The sequence below is a fragment of the Niabella aquatica genome (assembly GCF_054779315.1).
Map to the genome: position 1 here is coordinate 184,404 of NZ_BAAGYM010000011.1, position 18,218 is coordinate 202,621.

The window sequence follows — 18,218 nt, forward strand, 5'->3', positions numbered from 1 at the left end:
ATAAATATTTAAAAATAATCATATTTATTTGACGGCTTACTGAATTTCTCTTTTTACTTCAGTTACCCACATTTCTATTTCTTTCTTATCCGCATCTGATAGCTTTGCATTACTGTGAATAAGCGTATAAGAACTTAATGGCATTTCATCTTTATTGATAGTTTCTACCACTTCATCCAGCTTGTGCCGCTTTTTTTCTGCCGTATAGTTATTGAACTCATCAAAGTTCAAATGCCTTTTTCCATCGTTGATATGATTGGCTAACCACCATTTTACAGGCTGTACATTGTTATACCAGGGATATTCGGTGTTGTTGGAATGACAGTCGTAGCAGCTCGTTTTTAATAATCCCTGTATCTTAGGAGATACCGTGTAGTGTTTTTCAATCGCATCTTTAGATGCTATCGCAGTACTGTTTTTTTTCGTTCCGAAAAACTGGATGATGATGAGCAGCAATACAACTGCTACGGCTATTTTTTTAATGTTTGATTTTTTCATTTTTAATATGATTTAATTTTTTATTTGCCTCCTTATATTCTTAATTAAAATGTCTTTATAAGATTTAAACCGATTTGCTTTGATTGATAAGTTGGCAGAATGACAAATGATTGTTTTTCGTTCTTAGGTGAAAGCCATTTAGAAGTCATGGGAAATAACCAATAAGCCATTTCAGTGGATAAGATACCAATGCCTGCTCCTGCAACCACATCGCCCACCCAATGTTTATCGTTAAAAATCCGATATATCCCAGTAGCTGCTGCAACAGGATACCCAGAAAGACTTAGCCATAGATTTGTATCTTTATATTCTCTGAACATAAAATGGGCAGAAGAAAAAGCCGTTGCCGTATGACCTGAAGGAAAAGAGAACCTATTGGAACCATCGGGACGTTCTTCTTTAACCAAATGCTTGGTTGGCAGTACAAGAGCTGCGGAAACCAGTTGAGATGTGGCATAGATAATGGTCCTGTCCTTAAAATTGTGCTTTCCTTTTACACCGGCAAGGTTAAGGCCATAGACCGCTACGGCTGGTGCATACTGCATATAATTGTCAATTTTGGCTCCGGGCATAATGTGTTCGCTGCTTTCGTATTTTGTTGACGTATTTAATTCTTTCAAGCCATCAACGGTAAGACTAAGAACGCCATACGAAACAAATATCGCCGGAACAATAAGTTTTTCAGGCTTAAACTTATATGCTTTATCATTCACCCTAACATTCAATGTATCTTGGGATTGGGCTCTAAGACCTATGGCATAGAGTGAGATTAAAAAAATAATTAAAGGTTTCATTCTTCCTCCGCTTTGTTTTTTAATGCCATCAGCAAGGTATAGGCTCCTTTTTGGGCAATACTTTTACTTTTCAGCTCATCACCATTTATAATGGCTACCCAGCCGTTGCCGGTATTGCCTGTTTGTATGGCTATCATTTTAAACCGGTTTTTATCCAGTATTTCAAACACATATTGTTTGCCTTCAAACGATACCACGCTTTCTTCGGGAAGTACCCAAGCCCTGCTTTCGGGAATTTCTATTTCGGCGTTCATATACATTCCGGGTATCAGCTTTCCATCGTCTTCTTTAAAATGGGCGTGAATTTCAACAGCTCTGTCGTTGCTGATATTTTTACCAATCAGGATAATTTCGCCACGATACTTTTTTCCGGTATTGGTATTTGTATAAGCCAGCAGTGGCTGACCGGCTTTAATTTTATCCCAGTCCTTTTCAAATACTTTCAGGTTGAGATGTAAATCGTTGGGGTTTACCAGCTCAAACAGCACATCGGATGGCGAAACGTATTTGCCCACATTGACAAAAACCTGTGCTACAAATCCGTTAAAAGGGGCATAAATATTGGCCGTCTGGCGAATATTGCTCACTGAAACCTGCTCGGGATTGATGTGGATTAAACGCAGTTTTTCCGCCAATGCTTTCCCGCTGATTTGCAAAGTCTGGTAATCGGCTTTGGCTTGCTGATACACTTTGTCGCTGCTGGCTTTGCTTTGGTTCAGCTCTTTCTGCCGAAGATATTCCGCTTCCGCATTTTGCAGTTGTGCTTTTGCCGTAAGGTAATCCTGCTGCAGCTGGATAAACTGGTTGTCTTCCATTACGGCAATAACTTCCCCTTTTTTAAAGTGCATTCCGGGCAATAATTTTGTTGATTTTACATAACCGCCCAATGCACTGCTTACCGACACCAGATTTTGTGGCGGCACATCAACTTTACCGTTGAGTTTGAGGGTTTGCGTAATGTTCTTTTCCTGTATGCTTACGGATGAAAGGACAAATGATTTCAGCTGCTCATCCGAAAGCTGAAGGACGTTTTCCGCATCTGCCGATGCTGCTGCGGTGGTTGCTTGTTCTTTGTTTCCGCATCCGGAAAGGATAATAAAAACAAAAATGATTGTTATATATTTCATCGTTTTTTCTATTTTGAAATGAAGTATTGAATATTGATAATGCTCTGGTTAAGCTGCATAACGGCATTGTAATAATCGCTCTGGATTTGAATGGCCTGATTGTTCAGCATTACCCAGTCGAGGTAATTGATTTCGCCGGCAGCAAACTGTTCCTGAGCGGTTTTAAACACCTGCTCTGCCCGTGGCAATTGCTTTTGCCGGTAAGTTGCCACCATCTCCTGCTGTGCCTGCAGCTGCTGTGCTGCTGCCTCATAACCGTTCTGCCACTGTGCTTTCTGGTATGCCAGCTCATTTTCCGTAAACCGTATTTTTTGTTCTTCGGCTTTGATTTGTGCCTTTTGTGCTTTGTGAAAAACAGGGATACCCACGCCGACTTCTACCGAGCTGAAACGGTTATTGTTCAGGTCTTTGAAACTCTGGTTGAAATAACCAACGGACAGGTTGGGCAGCAGCTTCGATTTTTCGAGCTTCACACCGGCTTTGGCTTTTTCAATTTCCTGAGCCGATAATTGTATTGCCGGATGGCTGTTCAAATCCATTGTTATATCGTGCAAATCCGCTTCCATAACAATGTTATCGGAAACAGGCTCATACCGTATTGCGGTATTGAGCAATAACTGCATTTGTATTTTAGCCAGCTCTATTTCGTTTGCCAACGATTTTAGCTGAATGGCTATATTTTCCCGTTGCAGTTCAGCTGCTGTTTTTTCGAGCAGGTTGCTGGCTCCTTTTTCAAAACGAAGATTTGCCTTTTCGAGGAACCCCGCATACATTCCGTCCGACCGGTTCAGGACTTTTTCCTTTTCCCGCAATACCAGAATATGGTAAAACAGCCCGGTAACAGTTTTCCGGATTTCAATCTTATTGAGATTAACAACAATAACAGCAGCGTTCCATTCTTCTTTCAGGAGCTTTTTCTGGTTGCTGTACACCGTAGGGAAATTAATGGATTGCGATATGCCGAACCGGTTGTCCGTTGTAGCACTGTTTATTTGTCCAAATTCAGAGGTAACCGCCATTTGCGGTATATTGGCTCCCGTTGCCATACGTTTTTCATAGTATTCTGCCAACAGGGTTTTGCTCTTTGCAGACAGGTTGTTTTTAACCGCCATTTCCACGGCATCATTTAACGTAATGTTTTGGGCAAATGCCGAAACATTCATCAAAAGGAAGACCATAACGGCTGCACTTTTTTTACCCGGTTTCAACTTTGAAAAGTCCATTTTATCAAAAAGAATGTACAGCACAGGCAATACGAAAAGCGTCAGGAATGTGGCTATCATCAGCCCGCCAATCACTACGGTTGCCAAAGGTCTTTGCACTTCTGCTCCGGCTCCGTTGCTGACCGCCATTGGCAAAAAGCCCAGCGAAGCTACAAAAGCCGTCATCAGCACCGGACGAAGCCTTGTACGGGTTCCTTTAAGCACAATATGGGTAAGGCTGTTTTCGCCCGACTGCCGTAAACGGTTGTATTCGGCAATGAGCACAATTCCGTTCAATACCGCCACTCCGAACAGAGCAATAAAACCTACTCCGGCACTGATGCTGAACGGCATTCCTCTTAATGCCAGAAAAAATATGCCGCCGATTGCAGAAAGCGGAATGGCACTGTATATCAGCAGGCTTTGCTTTACGGAGTGAAAGGCGAAATACAGCAATAAAAAAATCAGCACCAGCGATACGGGTACGGCTATCATCAGGCGGTCTTTCGCTTTGTTGAGGTTTTCAAACGCTCCTCCGTAAGTAACATAATATCCGGGAGAAAATTTCAGTTGCTTTTCGGCTTTGCCCTGCAATTCGTTCACTATACTTTGCACATCCCGGTCACGAACGTTAAAACCAACCACTATTCTTCTTTTGGCATCTTCCCGCTGGATTTGTGCCGGACCGTTTTGTATCGAAACATCGGCTAACTGGTATAAGGGTATCTGGTTGCCGTTGGCGAGGGGAATGAGCAGGTTGCGAATATCTTCCAGACTTTCCCGTTGATTTTCATCTAAACGAACCACCAAATCAAACCGTTTTTCGCCTTCATATACTTTTCCGGTGCTTTGCCCTGCAAATGCCGTGTTTACCGCTTTGTTGATTGCAGCAATATTCAGATGGTATTGTGCAATACCTGCCCGGTTGTACTTTATAATAACCTGCGGCATTCCGGTAATGGGTTCGATATATACATCCTGTGCTCCTTTTACCGTTTTGATGATGTCGCCAAAACGGCCGGCGTAATCAGACAGGCTGTCCAAATCTTCTCCGAAAATTTTGCAGACCACATCCTGTCTGGCTCCGGTCATCAGCTCGTTGAAACGCATTTGTACGGGAAACTGAAAGCCTGTACTAATGCCCGGAACGGCTTCTAAGGATTTACCCATTTTTTCGGCAAGCTCATTAAAGGTTTTGGCGGATGTCCATTCCTTTTTATCTTTCAGTATCACCATCATATCGCTGGCTTCCATCGGCATCGGGTCGGTGGGCACTTCACCGCTGCCGATTTTGGTTACTACTTTTTCTACTTCGGGGTATTGCGATTTCAGGATATGGGCAGCTTTTTGAGTATAATCAATGGTGGTTTGCAGGTTGCTTCCTGTTAAAACCCTTGTGTCTACCGCAAAATCGCCTTCCTCCAATGCGGGAATAAATTCGCCGCCCAATCGCGAAAGAATAAATACGGCAATCATAAATAAAGCAACCACGACAGCAATCACCATTTTGGGGAATTGCAATACGCTTTGGAGTGTAAAATGGTGCAGCTTTTCCAACCGCCGCATCATCTTATCGGAAAAATTGGGCTTATGCTTTGTTTTCTTGCTCAAAACCAGCGAGCTCATCATCGGTATATAGGTGAGGGAGAGGATGAATGCCCCAATCAGTGCGAAAGCAACGGTTTGTGCCATTGGCCGGAACATTTTTCCCTCAATGCCTTCCAGTGTGAAAATGGGCAGGTAAACAATGAGAATGATGATTTGCCCGAATACGGCACTGCTGACCATTTTGGAAGCGGACGAACCTACTTCGCTATCCATTTCTTTTTGTGAAACACTGCTGACAGCTCCGAACTTTTTGCCGTGATGCAGCCTGTGCAGCACTGCTTCAACGATGATGACGGCTCCGTCCACAATCAGCCCGAAATCCAATGCTCCGAGGCTCATCAGGTTGCCGCTTACGCCAAATAAATTCATCATAATGATAGCGAAAAGCATGGACAGCGGAATAACGGAAGCCACCAGCAAACCTGCCCTGAAATTTCCGAGAAACAACACCAGCACGAATACCACAATCAAAGCACCTTCGGCAAGGTTTTTTTCAATGGTGCCGATGGCGTTATTGACCATTTTGGCACGGTCTAAAAACGGCTCTAAGACTACGCCTTCGGGTAAGGTCTTCTGTATGATTTTAATCCGCTCTTTCACGTTTTTGATAACCTCATTGCTGTTGGCTCCTTTCAGCATCATTACCACAGCTCCCGATACTTCGCCCTCATCATTGTAGGTCATTGCTCCGTAGCGGGTAGCGTGTCCGGTTTTTACTTCGGCAACGTCTTTCAGCAATACTGGGATACCGTCTGAAGTAGAAGTAACCGAAATGTTTTCGATATCTTCCTTATTGCCTATTAATCCCTCACTTCGGATATACAGTACCGTTGGCCCTTTTTCGATATACGCACCACCGGTATTCTGGTTGTTGTTCTCCAATGCGGTAAACACATCGTTAATCGTGAGGTTGAGCGATTGCAGCTTGTTGGAGTTGACGGCTATCTCATACTGTTTCAGCTTTCCTCCAAAACTGCTGACTTCTGCCACGCCTTTTACGCCCAGCAACTGCCGCCGGACAATCCAGTCCTGTATGGTTCGTAATTCGGTGGCATCGTATTTATTTTCGTAGCCTTTTTCGGGACGTACCACGTATTGGTAAATTTCGCCCAGTCCAGTAGAGATAGGTCCCAGCTCGGGTGTTCCCACGCCTTCGGGAATTTCGCTCCGAACGTTTTGCAGACGTTCTGCTACCTGCTGCCTTGCCCAATAGACATCGGTATTGTCATCAAAAACAATGGTAACTAATGACAAACCAAAACGGGAAAAACTCCTGATTTCGGTAATGCCGTTGATATTACTGTTTGCCTGCTCAATGGGAAAAGTAACCAAGCGTTCAATGTCAGTCGCTCCCAGCGAAGGGGCTATCGTAATAACCTGCACCTGGTTGTTGGTGATATCGGGTTGGGCATCAATGGGAAGTTTGGCGGCTTCGTAAATTCCAAAGCCGGCCAGGGCTAAGGTAAACAGCCCGATAATAAGTTTATTCCGTATGGAAAACTCAATGATTTTATGTAACATAATTATTGTATTCTGTTAATATTCAATTGGAGTAAATAAATTACAGGTACAACACGGTTTTACCGTGCCGCCTGAAAAGCATAGCGGTTTGAACAGAACGTATCTCTCTGCAAAACATCTCTGTTTCCTATAGTGGAAATAGCTGCTGTCCGTGCAAAAGCAAATTCAATTCAATCAATCCAAAAAAATTAACAGGATTTGGGAGGCTGCCAGATAGAAGAAAGGAAGTCGTTAGCTGTATAATTTTCGTCAAATGCCGGCATTTTCTGCTTCGGACATTGGTAAAGTTTATTTTTTATTTCGAACCGGAAAGGCGGTGTATGTACAAAACAGTAGCCCGGCACATTGGTGTGTGCCATAAAAGGCAGCTTCTGGTCTTGCTCATAATCGTCATCGTGCGGATGGTTTTCCAGGTGGTTGCCGTCGTAATGAAGCACCATAAAATCCCAAAACGACATTTCGGGTTTTTTGGCTTTATGCTCAAAAAAGTGCTCTACCAATACGGGCAATTTCAGCAACTGGTACAATTCAGTTGTTGAAAACATATAAGTAACCAAAAACAATATGGCGAGTGCTTTTTTCACTGAGGCAAAGTTAATTAAAGTTGTAACGTGTTTGGTATAAGTGTGTTATTTGAAATTGTTCAAAATAAAATTAATTGGAGCTCTATTGACTGACTTTTGAAAAGACATAAAACATTTCAGTTGCTATCTGCAAACTTCTTTCGGAATATATCTTTGATTGTTCCGGTGTGTTGTCTGATATTTTAGGGTCTTCAAATGTGACAGGTATTCGTTTTTCTGCTCCTGCAATAAAAGGGCATCCGCCGTCTGCCTGCGAACAGGTCATAATAGCTGCAAATGCTGATACCGGGTTAAAAGGACTATCGTATTTTTTTGAAAAACCAATTACAGGCAAAGCATTATTGCTGTACTTTATGGCGTATACAGGATTGCCAGTTTCTGCAATTTTGAAGATGCTAAAACCCTGATTAGTCAATGTTTCTGCCACTTTTGGGAACAATGCCGTTTCTTCTGTACCGCCCGAATAACAATGTACATCCGGTATCCTATAATATGCTGCTGCTACCTGTGCCCAAACCTGCGATAAATGGCTTCTACGCGAATTGTGGGTACAAATGAAATTGATATTTATTTCCAGCTTATTGTCTGTTTTTTGCTGTACAAAATCTATCAGCGGTTGTAATATGGTTTTACGTTTTTCACTGATATTCTGGAAGTTGACAACCTTGTTTATTGTTTCCACTAAATGCTTATACATTGTAATTGTGTTTTAGTGTTTAGCAACATCCCGAATTTGGCGGGCAGCATTTTTCCGGTTTTTCGGCATACACTGTTATACTGCGAATGATAGTAGCATTGGCTTTGTATAGTGCTGTTTCTTCATCGTTCAGATAGTTTTTTAAAATATCATCGGGTACAATAATGGGTTTGTCTTTCTGGATGGTTACGTTGTTAAATCCTGCCTGTGTAATGTGGTTTATATATTCGTCTTTATCTATTGCTCCTGCTACGCATCCTGCATACATTTCTGCTGCTGATTTTATTTGTTCGGGCAATGTTCCGGTAACGACAATATCTGAAATGCTGAAATGTCCGCCGGGTTTTAATACTCTGAATATTTCTGCAAAAACCGCTTGCTTATCCGGTACAAGATTTAATACGCAATTACTTACCACTACATCTGCCACATTAGCGGTAACGGGCATTTTCTCAATATCTCCCTGCCTGAATTCCACATTGTTAAACCCTAATTTTTCTGCATTGGTGCGGGCTTTGTCAATCATTGCTTCGGTAAAGTCAATGCCAATTACCCTGCCGGTTTCGCCTGTTTCGGCCCTGGCTATAAAGCAGTCGTTACCGGCTCCGCTGCCTAAGTCAATAACGGTATCGCCTTTTTTGATTTTTGCAAACTGTGTAGGCAATCCGCATCCTAAACCTAAATCGGCATCGGGATTGTAACCGTCCAATGTGCTGTAATCATCACTCATAATGTTATAGACTTCTGTACTGCAACCGCCTGCACCGCAACAGGATGAAGCGTTAGTGTCTTTGTCCTGTAAGGCTATTTCGCTGTATTTCTGCCTTACCATTTCTTTGATTTCTTCGTTATTGTTCATTGTATTTTATTTATCGAGTTAACAACATTTTTGATTGGTTACGGTAAGAATGATTTTTCCAAAATATTCTTTCAGTATGTTGAATGTTTTTTCATCAATGCAATAGCAAATTGAGTTACCTTCAATGTTTCCTTTTATCAACCCTGCGTTTTTCAATTCCTTTAAATGCTGTGAAACGGTAGGCTGTGCCAATGGCAATTCATCCACAATATCACTGCATATACAGGCATCAACTTTTAGTAAGTATTCAATAATGGCTATTCTTGCCGGATGTCCCAACGCTTTTGCGATGGTTGCAATCTGGTTTTGCTGTTCTGTAAAATGGTCTGTTTTTGTAGCACCCATTGTAACTATATTTCAATATCGCAATATTACGATTATTATTTGAGCTGAAAAAATAGTTGTCAAAATATTTTATAAAAATCATCCTTGTTGTGTCAAGTGCTGCAAATTCGGGTCGTTTTTAATCCTTTCCATTTCACGTCCCACAATATGCCGAATGTCTGATTTTATCTTCCTGTAATTAGCTTCTATTTCTTGTTTCATATTGTCTGTTCCGTTCTCATCAACAAAGGATAAGATTTGCGGTATCTTCTGATAGGTTTTTGTTTCGGCAGCGACCTTTTCACTATCTACCACGATTTCAGCGTGAAATATCTTTTGCTCAATGCGTTCGTCAAAATTATCGGAAACAGAACCGACAAACATCCCCTGTGTGAGCGTAGATATTTTGGAAGCCGGAATTAAGCTGTCTAATTGGGTAGAAATTGAAGTTGATTTATCATTGCGGTTGATGGTCATACTTTGGCGTTTCTGCAATACCTTACCGAAACGTTCCGAAAGGCTCTTTGCCGTTTCGCCAACCACCTGACCACTGAATATATTACCTACCGTATTTTGAATTACCTTACTCTCTTTGTCGCCGTAATCACGGGTTAATTGACTAAAATCCTGAAAACCCAGGCACACAGCTACCTTATTACTTCTCGCTGTTGCGATAAGGTTATCCAATCCACGGAAATATATCGTCGGCAACTCATCTATGATAACTGAACTTTTTAATTGTCCTTTCTTATTAATGAGTTTGACAATCCTTGAATTGTAAAGCCCCAAAGCTGCCGAATAAATGTTTTGGCGGTCGGGATTGTTACCTACACATAAAATCTTAGGCTCGTTCGGGTTGTTGATGTCGAGCGTGAAGTCGTTGCCAGTCATTACCCAGTATAGTTGCGGGCTAATCATTCTTGATAAGGGAATTTTTGCCGATGCAATTTGCCCCTGCAACTGGTCTTGTGCACCGCCTTGCCAAGCATCCATAAACGGCGACAAATAATTTTCCAGCTCCGGGTATGAGGTCAATATGGTGAATACATCTGCGTATTTTTTGTTCAGCAATTCAATCGCATGAGGGAATGTGCAATACTTGCCATTTTCGTAAATTCTCAAATACCAAATGATAGCAGCTAATAAGATAATTGGGCTATCCACAAAGAAATCCCCTTGTTTCAAAATCCAGCTTTTGTTAAGGTTTAGCATGATGGTATAAGCCGCTTCGTAAGCATCAGAAATGTCCGTCATAAAGTCGGGGTTGAGTGGATTGCAACGGTGGCTCTTGCGTGGGTCGTCGAAATTTATCACGTAAAATTTGGGTTGTACTTTGTACTTGTCCCGGTGTTTCAGCAAATGATTGTATGCAATGGTAGAAAGGTCGTCGAACTTGAAATCGTAGATGTACATGGAGAAACCTTTCTCAATCTGTTGCTTGATGTAATTGTTTACAATGGCATACGATTTTCCCGAACCGGGCGTTCCCAACACGATTGATGCTCTAAACGGATTGACAATATTAATCCAACCGTTGTTCCATTTGCCTTTGTAATAAAATTTGGTAGGCAGGTTTACGGAGTATTCATTTTCCATCAACTTGGTTTCCTGCTGGAAACTCTCGTTCTCGTTATTGAAAACATCGTCCATCAGGTTGGTACGAAGTAATCGGCTCATCCATACGCCCGCCATCAGCAAGGCAATATAACCTAACGAGATAGTCAGGATATACAGGAAAGTACCTGTTGCCGGAGATAGCTTTAACAATGGTGTGTTCAGAAAGAACAACACAACGCCAACACCCAAAGCCACGTAAATTTTAGACCAGGTTATCTTCTCATTCTTTACCCCTTTCGTCCCTAAGCAACTCAAAGCCAATAAAACCAAAGCGAATGCTTTGGTATATAAAGTATGTGAAAACAAACCCGCCGTCCTGTCGAAATTTCCTAAGATTTTGTTGATGAGTTCCAACGTCCAACCACGTTCTAAAAAGAAACCGTAGCAGAACCAATAAAGGTGCATCAGCACCAAAAGAATACTTACTGCCCGCATAAAAGCCATTATCTTGGCAAGCCCTCGTAAATCGTCTTCTCCCTGCATTATTATAAGTTTTAATGTTCGGGCGTGAATTTAAAGGCTATGCGGAGTGGCTATAAGAATGTGGCAGCCAGTGGCGTTGCGTGGCAGTATTTGGCTAATTACTATTTCTGACCTCTTTGGCGTTTGCGTTTCTTCTTCATCTTGTTTGCAAAGTCCTGTTCCTCGTAATCTTCGCCCTGGGCTTCGGGTAGCAAACCGCCTAATGCTTCAATAAAGCCGTCTTCGTGTTTTTCCGTAGTTAAGAAGTCGAACAAATGGTGTGGTTCTTCCGCAGGAAGATCCGCATCATTTGATGTGGATATTTTGGGTGACTGTAAAGCAGGTTCTTTTATCTCCGGTTTGATGTTATTGTTCCAATAATCATTAAAGGCATTGGCAGAAATGTCCTTTTCTAAGCGTGAACCGTTCCAAACCGTTTTAGAATTATGGTCTATGAAAGTCATTCCATAAATACGACCTGTATCGTTCCGGCGCACCACTACGTTAATGCCCTGTTCAGCCAATTGTTTTTTAAAAGAATGCTCGTCGCTCGTTGTTTTCAGGGCAATGGTAGCGGCAGCTTTTAGGGTTTGCTTGCTTGGGTGGTCTTTTAAAGCTGTTTTGCATTTCGCAAAATGCAATTCCAAAGCAGGTAGCCCTGCGCCCTTGCCGAACAGGGAAGCCTTGAACGGATGCCCGGCTCTTTCGCCTTTTTCATTTAAGGGAATGTACAATAAACCCTGCTGCATCTTTCCCTGTAATTCTCCCTCTATTTTCTCGGCGGTAATATTGAAAAGAGATAGCAAAGCATTGTATTCGCCCAAACTTTGGTACTGGTAATAATTCGGCAGGTGTCGGACTACCGAAGCAATTTGGCTTTTTACATCGCCCGCCCGATAATCTACCGGACGGAAAACCTTCTCATTCTGATTGCGCTCTTTGTCTGTTGCGGGTATCAACCCGTGTTTTCTTTCCAACTCCCGGCACAGGTTCATAGACCGCATTTTCTCGAACTTGTCCGAAATCTTTTTGCCCTGTTCATCAACACAAACCGATACAATATGAATGTGGCTGCGGTCAATATCGGTGTGTTTGAATACTACAAAGGGCTGTTCGCTGTAACCCATTTCCCGCATATATTCCTCTGCCATTTCCCGAAATTTATCATCGCTTACTTTGTCTTTCGGGTCGGGATTGAGCGAAATATGTAAGGTATGTTTCTCGGTATTGCGGTTAGCAATAAGATAAGGAGCGAAAGACTGGGCTAATTGTGCAACGGAATAATGACCGCTTGCGGTTTCAATCATCTTATTGGCGAACAAAATTTGCCCGTTCTCATTCTCCACTTTAAGCTGATTATATGCCAACGCCCCGTATAAATTTCCGCTTCTGCCAATTTTCGCTATCATTTCTACGGCAGTTTATTCAGGTGTTTGGCTTCAAATTCCTCGCTTATCTGAATAATTTTTTGACAAAGCATCGCCATTTCAGCCGTTTGTTTTTCCAGTTTATACAGGAACGCTGCGGCTTTTTTCTCCGAAAAATTCTTGTACAATAGCTTTACAATCTGGTTATAGTTCACGCCTATGGAACGGAACTGGCTGTGAAAAGAGGTCAGCCGCATATAAAAATCAACCGTTCCTTTGTCAATCTGAATGGTCTTTATGGTCTTGTCAAAGATGCAGGACGTAATAAAATGCGCCTTTACCTGCATACCTGATTTGTCAAAAAGGGCAAGAAAACGAGCGTGTTCCTGCTCGTTAAAGGAAATGGTGTATCGGATGTTCGCCGGGTCTTTTTTCGGGCGGCGTCCGGTCTTTTTCTGTTGCTTACTGTTGTTATCGTTCATCACTAATCCATTTTAAATCCATACAAAACCCTGACTTCGGAAGGTGTTTTCCGCCCCCTGCAAAGGGCAAGTTGTTTTGAGCATCGGAAATCATTCCGAGATGCTCAAAACACAACTTGCCGTGTTCCGGTGAACACAAAAATCCGCCCTTCGGGACGGATTGATTTTAACAGGGAAAAACGGCTCGATGCCGTTGTTGTTAAATTCCGTTTTGTCATTTCGATTTTGCATAAATCCGTTAATAAAATTCATTTTACAAAGTAAAGCCCTCTTTATGAAAGCATTGCAGTGTAACAGAGTGCCAAACACTGCCTTTGAACGCCAAACACTGCCTCCTGTGTACAACAAGGAAAATAACATTGGTTCTTTGTATCAGATTTCAGGCAGGAACGCTATCAGACCATCATTCAGAGCGGATAGACAGCGTTCAGAAATGCAGACAATCCTGCAAGCCGGATTGCAAGACTGCAAGATTGCAGGATTGTAAGAAAGCAAACGTGATAGACTGACGGCAGGCAATCACGCAAGACAGACTTCCTGAACGAATGCAGGTTTGCAGGAGTACAGGAATGACGGCTATCCTGACTGATAGCAAACAGGAATGGGTGCTGTCCCGCCGTATTGCAGAGAGGCAGACAGTCACAAGTTCAGTCAAGCAAGATAGCTGGCTATCCTGCAAGGAAGCCTGAATGAAATCAGGAATGACAGACAGACAGTCCGCAGGATGGAATGCCTGCAAGAAAGTAGAAACTTTAAATTTTTAAGATATGGAAACAAAAAAGAAACCGCTGTTCATTGCCTTTTCCTCTCAAAAAGGCGGCGTTGGCAAAAGCACATTTACGGCACTTGTAGCCAGCCTGCTCCATTACCGGATGGGCTACAATGTAGCCGTGTTGGATTGCGATTATCCGCAGTACAGTTTAGTGAAAATGCGTGAAAGGGATTTGAAAGCCGTAAGGGAAAACGAACACTTTAAGCGGATTGCCCACAGGCAGTTTATGACCATTAATAAGAAAGCCTACACGATAGAGCAATGCAAAGCGGAAACCGCTTTGAGTGAAGCCGATAATTTACTCCGTTCCTCAACTATTCCGTTTGATGTAGTTTTCTTCGACTTGCCCGGAACGGTCAACTCTGCCGGAATACTCCATACCCTTATGGGAATGGATTACATTTTTTCGCCTATCACGGCTGACAGGGTTGTCGTGGAAAGTACACTGAGCTTTACACAGGCTCTTACTGATATTATAATGAAAAACGGGGGAAGCACCATTAAAGGCATCCACCTGTTTTGGAACCAGGTGGACAGACGTGAAAAGTCGGAACTCTATGATTTGTACGGCAAATTCATAGCGGATTTAGGTTTCTCCCTGATGAAAATTTATGTAACGGACAGCAAGCGTTTCAGAAAAGAGAGTGAAGCAATGGAAAAAACGCCTTTCCGTTCTTCTTTGCTACCGCCCGACCAAAGGCTGATGACTGCTTGTCAGTTGGATTTATTTATCCAGGAATTTTTAAGAACCATTGAACTGTAACGATTATGGAAAAAGGAAATAAAAAAAGAAACAGCCCTGAAATTGACGAGGAATATGTAATGTCATTAATGGCTGGCGGTGTACGCAAAGAAGGAATGAAACAGCCTCCTGTCGAAACGCCTGAAGAGCCTCCCAAAGCGGAAACCATAGGAGAAGAAATTATCAAAGAAGAAGTTAAGGAGCCTGCACAGGAGAAGCCTGTACAAAGAGAGCGGACAAGAGCCAGGAAAAATTCGGACAGTACCTACGGTGAACGTTTTCTCAATACGCACTCAATGGAAAAACGGGGCGACAAGAGCATCTATATCCGGCAGGAATACCACGAACGCCTGTCCCGTATCGTACAGGTTATCGGGAAAGATAAGATACCGCTGTATGCTTACCTCGACAATATTCTCGAACATCATTTTGAACTGTTTGAGAAAGCAATTACCGATGATTTTAACGAGAAGTTTAAACCCATTTTTTAAAGCATTTGATTATGAAAAATACAAACAAAAAAACAGACAAAGCCTTACGCACGGCTCAATACAAATCCACATTCCTTACACCTACGGAATTTATGGCAAGGAAAGGGAAAACGGTATATATCAGCAAAGAGTTTCATCAGAAATTGAACCTGCTTGTATTTATGCTCGGTGGTGGCAAGCTGACCCTTGCCGATTATTTACAGAATTTGCTTCAGCATCATTTTGATGATTTCGGAACGGAAATGAAAGAGCTTTACGACAAAGCAAACAAGCCAACCTTTTAAAAATTATAGCAATGAACAGCAATAGAAAAAATCAGAAAAATAAAGAGCGGAAAAACCTTTATCCCTCTCAATTCCTCATCAACCACTTTCCGTCAGGACGACACGGAAAAGTTGTGTATATACGTCCCGAATATCACGAACGGTTGCTTCGCATTGTACAGGTATCAAGAGCGGACAAAGCCACGCTTTACTCTTTAATAGACAACATTCTTGAACATCACTTCAAGGAATTTGGCGAAGACATTATTGATTATTACAACAAACAGAACAAACCAATTTTTTAGCGATGGAAATAGTAATTGTAATATGCCTGCTGATAGTTATTGTCCTGCTTTTACAGGACAAGATTGTTATTAAAAGAAAGTCGGAAAAAAAGCCGACAGAGCAGAAAGTCAACCCAAATTTGCCCGATATTATGGGTCAGCCCAAGCCTGTAAGAAGCCAATCCCTGCCAAACACGGCCAATGAAAGCCAAATAGAGGAACAGGAGATAAATCCCGATAATTTAGACATTGAATACGACAAAAATGAAAACGTAGGTATTCAACAAATTCCGCAGGAAGAACTGGACGAGGTGTTTAGTAATAATGTACCCGATTTAGCAGAGGAAGAAGAAGATTTGAACAGGTACAGAACTTCCAGTAGCGATGACGGTTTTGCCCAGGGGGTTACCTTTGAAGAACTAAACAGCGTGGGGGTGTTGCTCCAAAAAGAAACATTGGAACCAGCCCAAAAGGAAACAGCGATTGATATAGTTCAAAGATTACAGGGAACCGAATTATTTGCTCTACTCGAAAGTTCAATGCAAGATGCTTCCAAAAAGATTGCCGAGCTATTGGACAGCACACTTTCATCATCTGATACCGAAGCCGGTTCTTCCAATTTGCGGAAAAATGGTTTTGAGGATTTTGACATCGGGGAGTTTATATAGGCTTCCCTTTGTTTATCAACTTAAATAATATATCAATCTAAATCATTAAATTCAATAGTAGAATATCCATAATTATATTCGAGCAAATGAGGAGTTGGGCTTTTACCATTTGGGTTATAGTAATTTATACCTCTTGATGTTTCTGAAATCAAATGCAAATTTTTTCTGGCTCTGGATGCTAAAACGTAAAGTAACTTTTTTGAATTTTCATAGCCATTTGTGTCATTGAAATGTGGTACATAATCATCGAGAAGAGCAAAACCTATTACTGTATCATATTCTTCTCCCTTTACGCCGTGAATAGTTGAAACTGTAATTCCATCCCTTTGTTTGAAAACTTTTCTAAAATTTTCAATTTCCCCAATAAAAGGATTTCCCTCGTCAATAAGCCTTTGTATTCTACTTTCAGAACTCGCAAAAAATGATGTGTGATGTTCTTCAAGTAACGGGAAATTCTGAATTTGTATTTTTAGGCTTTCACAAATTCGTTCAAAGAAAGAACGCAAGTAAGTTAAGCCATCATTTTCATTCACTTCAATAGAATTACAGATTTTCAAAAACTCCTTATTTGATAATTTTGATACATCTACTCCAGCTGCATCAAGTTCATTCAAAACTTCTTTACTCCAACGTAAACGGCGAACGTACATATAAGGCGACGGTTCTGTTAAAACTATTCTCGAAACTTTAAACCAAAAATTCTCAATGTCCCGAGAAAACGGAGCCATTCCTGGTCCATCAAAACTAAAATCCGGAAGCCTAATCATCAATTTTCTTGTAATACTTGCAATCTGCAACCATTGAGGTGCTGCGATACAGATTTCGTTAGGGACTATTCCAACCTCTCGTACATTAAACAAAATCAGTTTCGCAATTTCTTCTATCAAATTATCTAAAGAAACCGACAAGTTATATGTAATTAAACTATTATAACCTTTTTCGTTCCCAAAAGCAACAATGGGTGTAGCAAACGTTTTGTAATAATCAAAGTAATTTATGATTGCTTCTGATGACCTATAATTTTTATCTAAACTTAATTGTGTCAAATTAAACCCTAAAAGTTTCTCCAGCTCTTCCTTTGGCATAGGGTATCCCCCTAAAGAATGGTAAATAGACTGGTTCGGGTCGCCTACAATTAATGTCTTTGAGCACCCCTTATTTGCACTTAGTATTTTTGCGATAATGTGGTATTGTATCTCTTTTGTATCTTGATACTCATCAATCAAAATAAATGGGAACAATCTGCACAGGATAGTGCTAATAATTGGTTTTGATTTTAATAATTCATAGGCATAAAAAAGTATCTGTTCAAAATCCAGTTGATTATTATCTTTTAATATTCCGAAATACTCCTGAAGAATAGCTTTTATGTGTACATTTTGGTTGTTGTTTTTCGATGTAAATCTATAATTCCCATTAATGGTAGCATAATATTGAAAATCATAAAAAGTGACTTTTGGATTACTGTATTTTTTGCATATTTCGGTTAGGAGCTTTTCGGTATCAAAGGAATTACAAACTTTAAATCCGTTTTTCAATCTTTCAGAATACAGGTGGTAAGGCTTCAATACCCATTCCATACAAAATGAGTGAATAGTACCAATCCACAATTGCGTGGTATCAACTCCTAATAATTCAACCCGCTCTTTAATTTCATCAGCAGCATTATTCGTATATGTGATGGCAATGACGAACTCTTTCTTAGATTTTAACCGGCTTAATTCATAAGCGATTTTGTATGTAAGCGTTCTTGTTTTCCCACTACCGGGACAGGCAATCAAGAGTACGCTGTCATTTTCCAAAATTGCAGTTTCTTGCTCTTCATTTAAACTACCTTTCTCCCAAACAAACATAGC

The 18,218-nt window shown here is 41.3% G+C and carries 17 protein-coding genes; 5 read left to right on the forward strand and 12 right to left on the reverse strand.

Annotated features, from left to right (window positions below; all coding sequences use genetic code 11):
* Nucleotides 1-36 precede the first annotated feature (36 nt).
* The 11 genes from ACYVBM_RS10265 to mobA form a co-directional block, all read right to left on the reverse strand.
* Nucleotides 37-498, reverse strand: a complete 462-nt coding sequence (locus ACYVBM_RS10265) for a heme-binding domain-containing protein (protein WP_182043606.1) — start codon at nt 496-498, stop codon at nt 37-39.
* A gap of 44 nt (nt 499-542) precedes the next feature.
* Nucleotides 543-1,292 carry a phosphatase PAP2 family protein gene (locus tag ACYVBM_RS10270; RefSeq protein ID WP_460685565.1) on the reverse strand — a complete coding sequence of 250 codons (750 nt, stop codon included), beginning with the start codon at nt 1,290-1,292 and terminating at the stop codon, nt 543-545.
* Nucleotides 1,289-2,419, reverse strand: coding sequence for an efflux RND transporter periplasmic adaptor subunit (locus tag ACYVBM_RS10275; RefSeq protein WP_460685566.1), 1,131 nt, complete (start codon nt 2,417-2,419; stop codon nt 1,289-1,291). The genes ACYVBM_RS10270 and ACYVBM_RS10275 overlap by 4 nt, the downstream gene beginning before the upstream one ends.
* 8 nt (nt 2,420-2,427) lie before the next feature.
* On the reverse strand, nt 2,428-6,750 hold the full coding sequence (locus tag ACYVBM_RS10280; RefSeq protein ID WP_460685567.1) for a CusA/CzcA family heavy metal efflux RND transporter: 4,323 nt from the start codon (nt 6,748-6,750) through the stop codon (nt 2,428-2,430).
* A gap of 188 nt (nt 6,751-6,938) precedes the next feature.
* Nucleotides 6,939-7,334, reverse strand: coding sequence for a hypothetical protein (locus ACYVBM_RS10285; protein ID WP_460685568.1), 396 nt, complete (start codon nt 7,332-7,334; stop codon nt 6,939-6,941).
* 82 nt (nt 7,335-7,416) lie between these two features.
* Nucleotides 7,417-8,031 (reverse strand): hypothetical protein, encoded by a 615-nt coding sequence (locus ACYVBM_RS10290; RefSeq protein WP_460685569.1) that lies wholly within the window; start codon nt 8,029-8,031, stop codon nt 7,417-7,419.
* Between the two features lie 19 nt (nt 8,032-8,050).
* On the reverse strand, nt 8,051-8,890 hold the full coding sequence (locus ACYVBM_RS10295) for an arsenite methyltransferase (RefSeq protein WP_460685570.1): 840 nt from the start codon (nt 8,888-8,890) through the stop codon (nt 8,051-8,053).
* 18 nt (nt 8,891-8,908) lie between these two features.
* Nucleotides 8,909-9,235, reverse strand: coding sequence for an ArsR/SmtB family transcription factor (locus ACYVBM_RS10300; RefSeq protein WP_460685571.1), 327 nt, complete (start codon nt 9,233-9,235; stop codon nt 8,909-8,911).
* A gap of 78 nt (nt 9,236-9,313) precedes the next feature.
* Nucleotides 9,314-11,314 (reverse strand): conjugal transfer protein MobC, encoded by a 2,001-nt coding sequence (gene mobC, locus ACYVBM_RS10305; RefSeq protein WP_460685572.1) that lies wholly within the window; start codon nt 11,312-11,314, stop codon nt 9,314-9,316.
* A 101-nt stretch (nt 11,315-11,415) separates the two neighbouring features.
* Nucleotides 11,416-12,702 (reverse strand): conjugal transfer protein MobB, encoded by a 1,287-nt coding sequence (gene mobB / locus ACYVBM_RS10310; protein WP_460685573.1) that lies wholly within the window; start codon nt 12,700-12,702, stop codon nt 11,416-11,418.
* A gap of 2 nt (nt 12,703-12,704) precedes the next feature.
* Nucleotides 12,705-13,142, reverse strand: coding sequence for a conjugal transfer protein MobA (gene mobA / locus ACYVBM_RS10315; RefSeq protein ID WP_460685574.1), 438 nt, complete (start codon nt 13,140-13,142; stop codon nt 12,705-12,707).
* Between the two features lie 767 nt (nt 13,143-13,909).
* Between mobA and ACYVBM_RS10320 the strand changes: the two genes are divergently transcribed.
* From ACYVBM_RS10320 to ACYVBM_RS10340, 5 genes are read left to right on the forward strand one after another with little or no spacing between them, the layout of a single operon-like run.
* The gene (locus ACYVBM_RS10320; RefSeq protein ID WP_460685575.1) at nt 13,910-14,677 is read left to right on the forward strand and encodes a ParA family protein; all 768 of its coding nucleotides are present in this window, start codon (nt 13,910-13,912) and stop codon (nt 14,675-14,677) included.
* A 5-nt stretch (nt 14,678-14,682) separates the two neighbouring features.
* Nucleotides 14,683-15,147 carry a DUF3408 domain-containing protein gene (locus ACYVBM_RS10325; protein WP_460685576.1) on the forward strand — a complete coding sequence of 155 codons (465 nt, stop codon included), beginning with the start codon at nt 14,683-14,685 and terminating at the stop codon, nt 15,145-15,147.
* A gap of 11 nt (nt 15,148-15,158) precedes the next feature.
* Entirely contained in the window at nt 15,159-15,431 is a 273-nt protein-coding gene (locus ACYVBM_RS10330; protein ID WP_254306861.1) for a DUF3408 domain-containing protein, read from the forward strand.
* A gap of 11 nt (nt 15,432-15,442) precedes the next feature.
* On the forward strand, nt 15,443-15,715 hold the full coding sequence (locus tag ACYVBM_RS10335; protein ID WP_460685577.1) for a DUF3408 domain-containing protein: 273 nt from the start codon (nt 15,443-15,445) through the stop codon (nt 15,713-15,715).
* Nucleotides 15,716-15,717: 2 nt separating this feature from the next.
* Nucleotides 15,718-16,362 carry a hypothetical protein gene (locus tag ACYVBM_RS10340; protein WP_460685578.1) on the forward strand — a complete coding sequence of 215 codons (645 nt, stop codon included), beginning with the start codon at nt 15,718-15,720 and terminating at the stop codon, nt 16,360-16,362.
* 32 nt (nt 16,363-16,394) lie between these two features.
* On the opposite strand, the gene ACYVBM_RS10345 is transcribed toward ACYVBM_RS10340, so the two are convergent.
* Nucleotides 16,395-18,215, reverse strand: coding sequence for a UvrD-helicase domain-containing protein (locus ACYVBM_RS10345; RefSeq protein ID WP_460685579.1), 1,821 nt, complete (start codon nt 18,213-18,215; stop codon nt 16,395-16,397).
* Nucleotides 18,216-18,218: the final 3 nt, after the last annotated feature.

Bases quoted from the DNA above. Each gene is read 5' to 3' on its own strand.
- mobB (WP_460685573.1), bottom strand. From the start codon at position 12,702: ATGATAGCGAAAATTGGCAGAAGCGGAAATTTATACGGGGCGTTGGCA.
- ACYVBM_RS10345 (WP_460685579.1), bottom strand. From the start codon at position 18,215: ATGTTTGTTTGGGAGAAAGGTAGTTTAAATGAAGAGCAAGAAACTGCA.
- ACYVBM_RS10335 (WP_460685577.1), top strand. From the start codon at position 15,443: ATGAACAGCAATAGAAAAAATCAGAAAAATAAAGAGCGGAAAAACCTT.
- ACYVBM_RS10340 (WP_460685578.1), top strand. From the start codon at position 15,718: ATGGAAATAGTAATTGTAATATGCCTGCTGATAGTTATTGTCCTGCTT.
- ACYVBM_RS10265 (WP_182043606.1), bottom strand. From the start codon at position 498: ATGAAAAAATCAAACATTAAAAAAATAGCCGTAGCAGTTGTATTGCTG.
- mobC (WP_460685572.1), bottom strand. From the start codon at position 11,314: ATGCAGGGAGAAGACGATTTACGAGGGCTTGCCAAGATAATGGCTTTT.
- ACYVBM_RS10325 (WP_460685576.1), top strand. From the start codon at position 14,683: ATGGAAAAAGGAAATAAAAAAAGAAACAGCCCTGAAATTGACGAGGAA.
- ACYVBM_RS10320 (WP_460685575.1), top strand. From the start codon at position 13,910: ATGGAAACAAAAAAGAAACCGCTGTTCATTGCCTTTTCCTCTCAAAAA.
- ACYVBM_RS10300 (WP_460685571.1), bottom strand. From the start codon at position 9,235: ATGGGTGCTACAAAAACAGACCATTTTACAGAACAGCAAAACCAGATT.
- ACYVBM_RS10270 (WP_460685565.1), bottom strand. From the start codon at position 1,292: ATGAAACCTTTAATTATTTTTTTAATCTCACTCTATGCCATAGGTCTT.
- ACYVBM_RS10280 (WP_460685567.1), bottom strand. From the start codon at position 6,750: ATGTTACATAAAATCATTGAGTTTTCCATACGGAATAAACTTATTATC.
- ACYVBM_RS10290 (WP_460685569.1), bottom strand. From the start codon at position 8,031: ATGTATAAGCATTTAGTGGAAACAATAAACAAGGTTGTCAACTTCCAG.
- ACYVBM_RS10275 (WP_460685566.1), bottom strand. From the start codon at position 2,419: ATGAAATATATAACAATCATTTTTGTTTTTATTATCCTTTCCGGATGC.
- ACYVBM_RS10295 (WP_460685570.1), bottom strand. From the start codon at position 8,890: ATGAACAATAACGAAGAAATCAAAGAAATGGTAAGGCAGAAATACAGC.
- mobA (WP_460685574.1), bottom strand. From the start codon at position 13,142: ATGAACGATAACAACAGTAAGCAACAGAAAAAGACCGGACGCCGCCCG.
- ACYVBM_RS10330 (WP_254306861.1), top strand. From the start codon at position 15,159: ATGAAAAATACAAACAAAAAAACAGACAAAGCCTTACGCACGGCTCAA.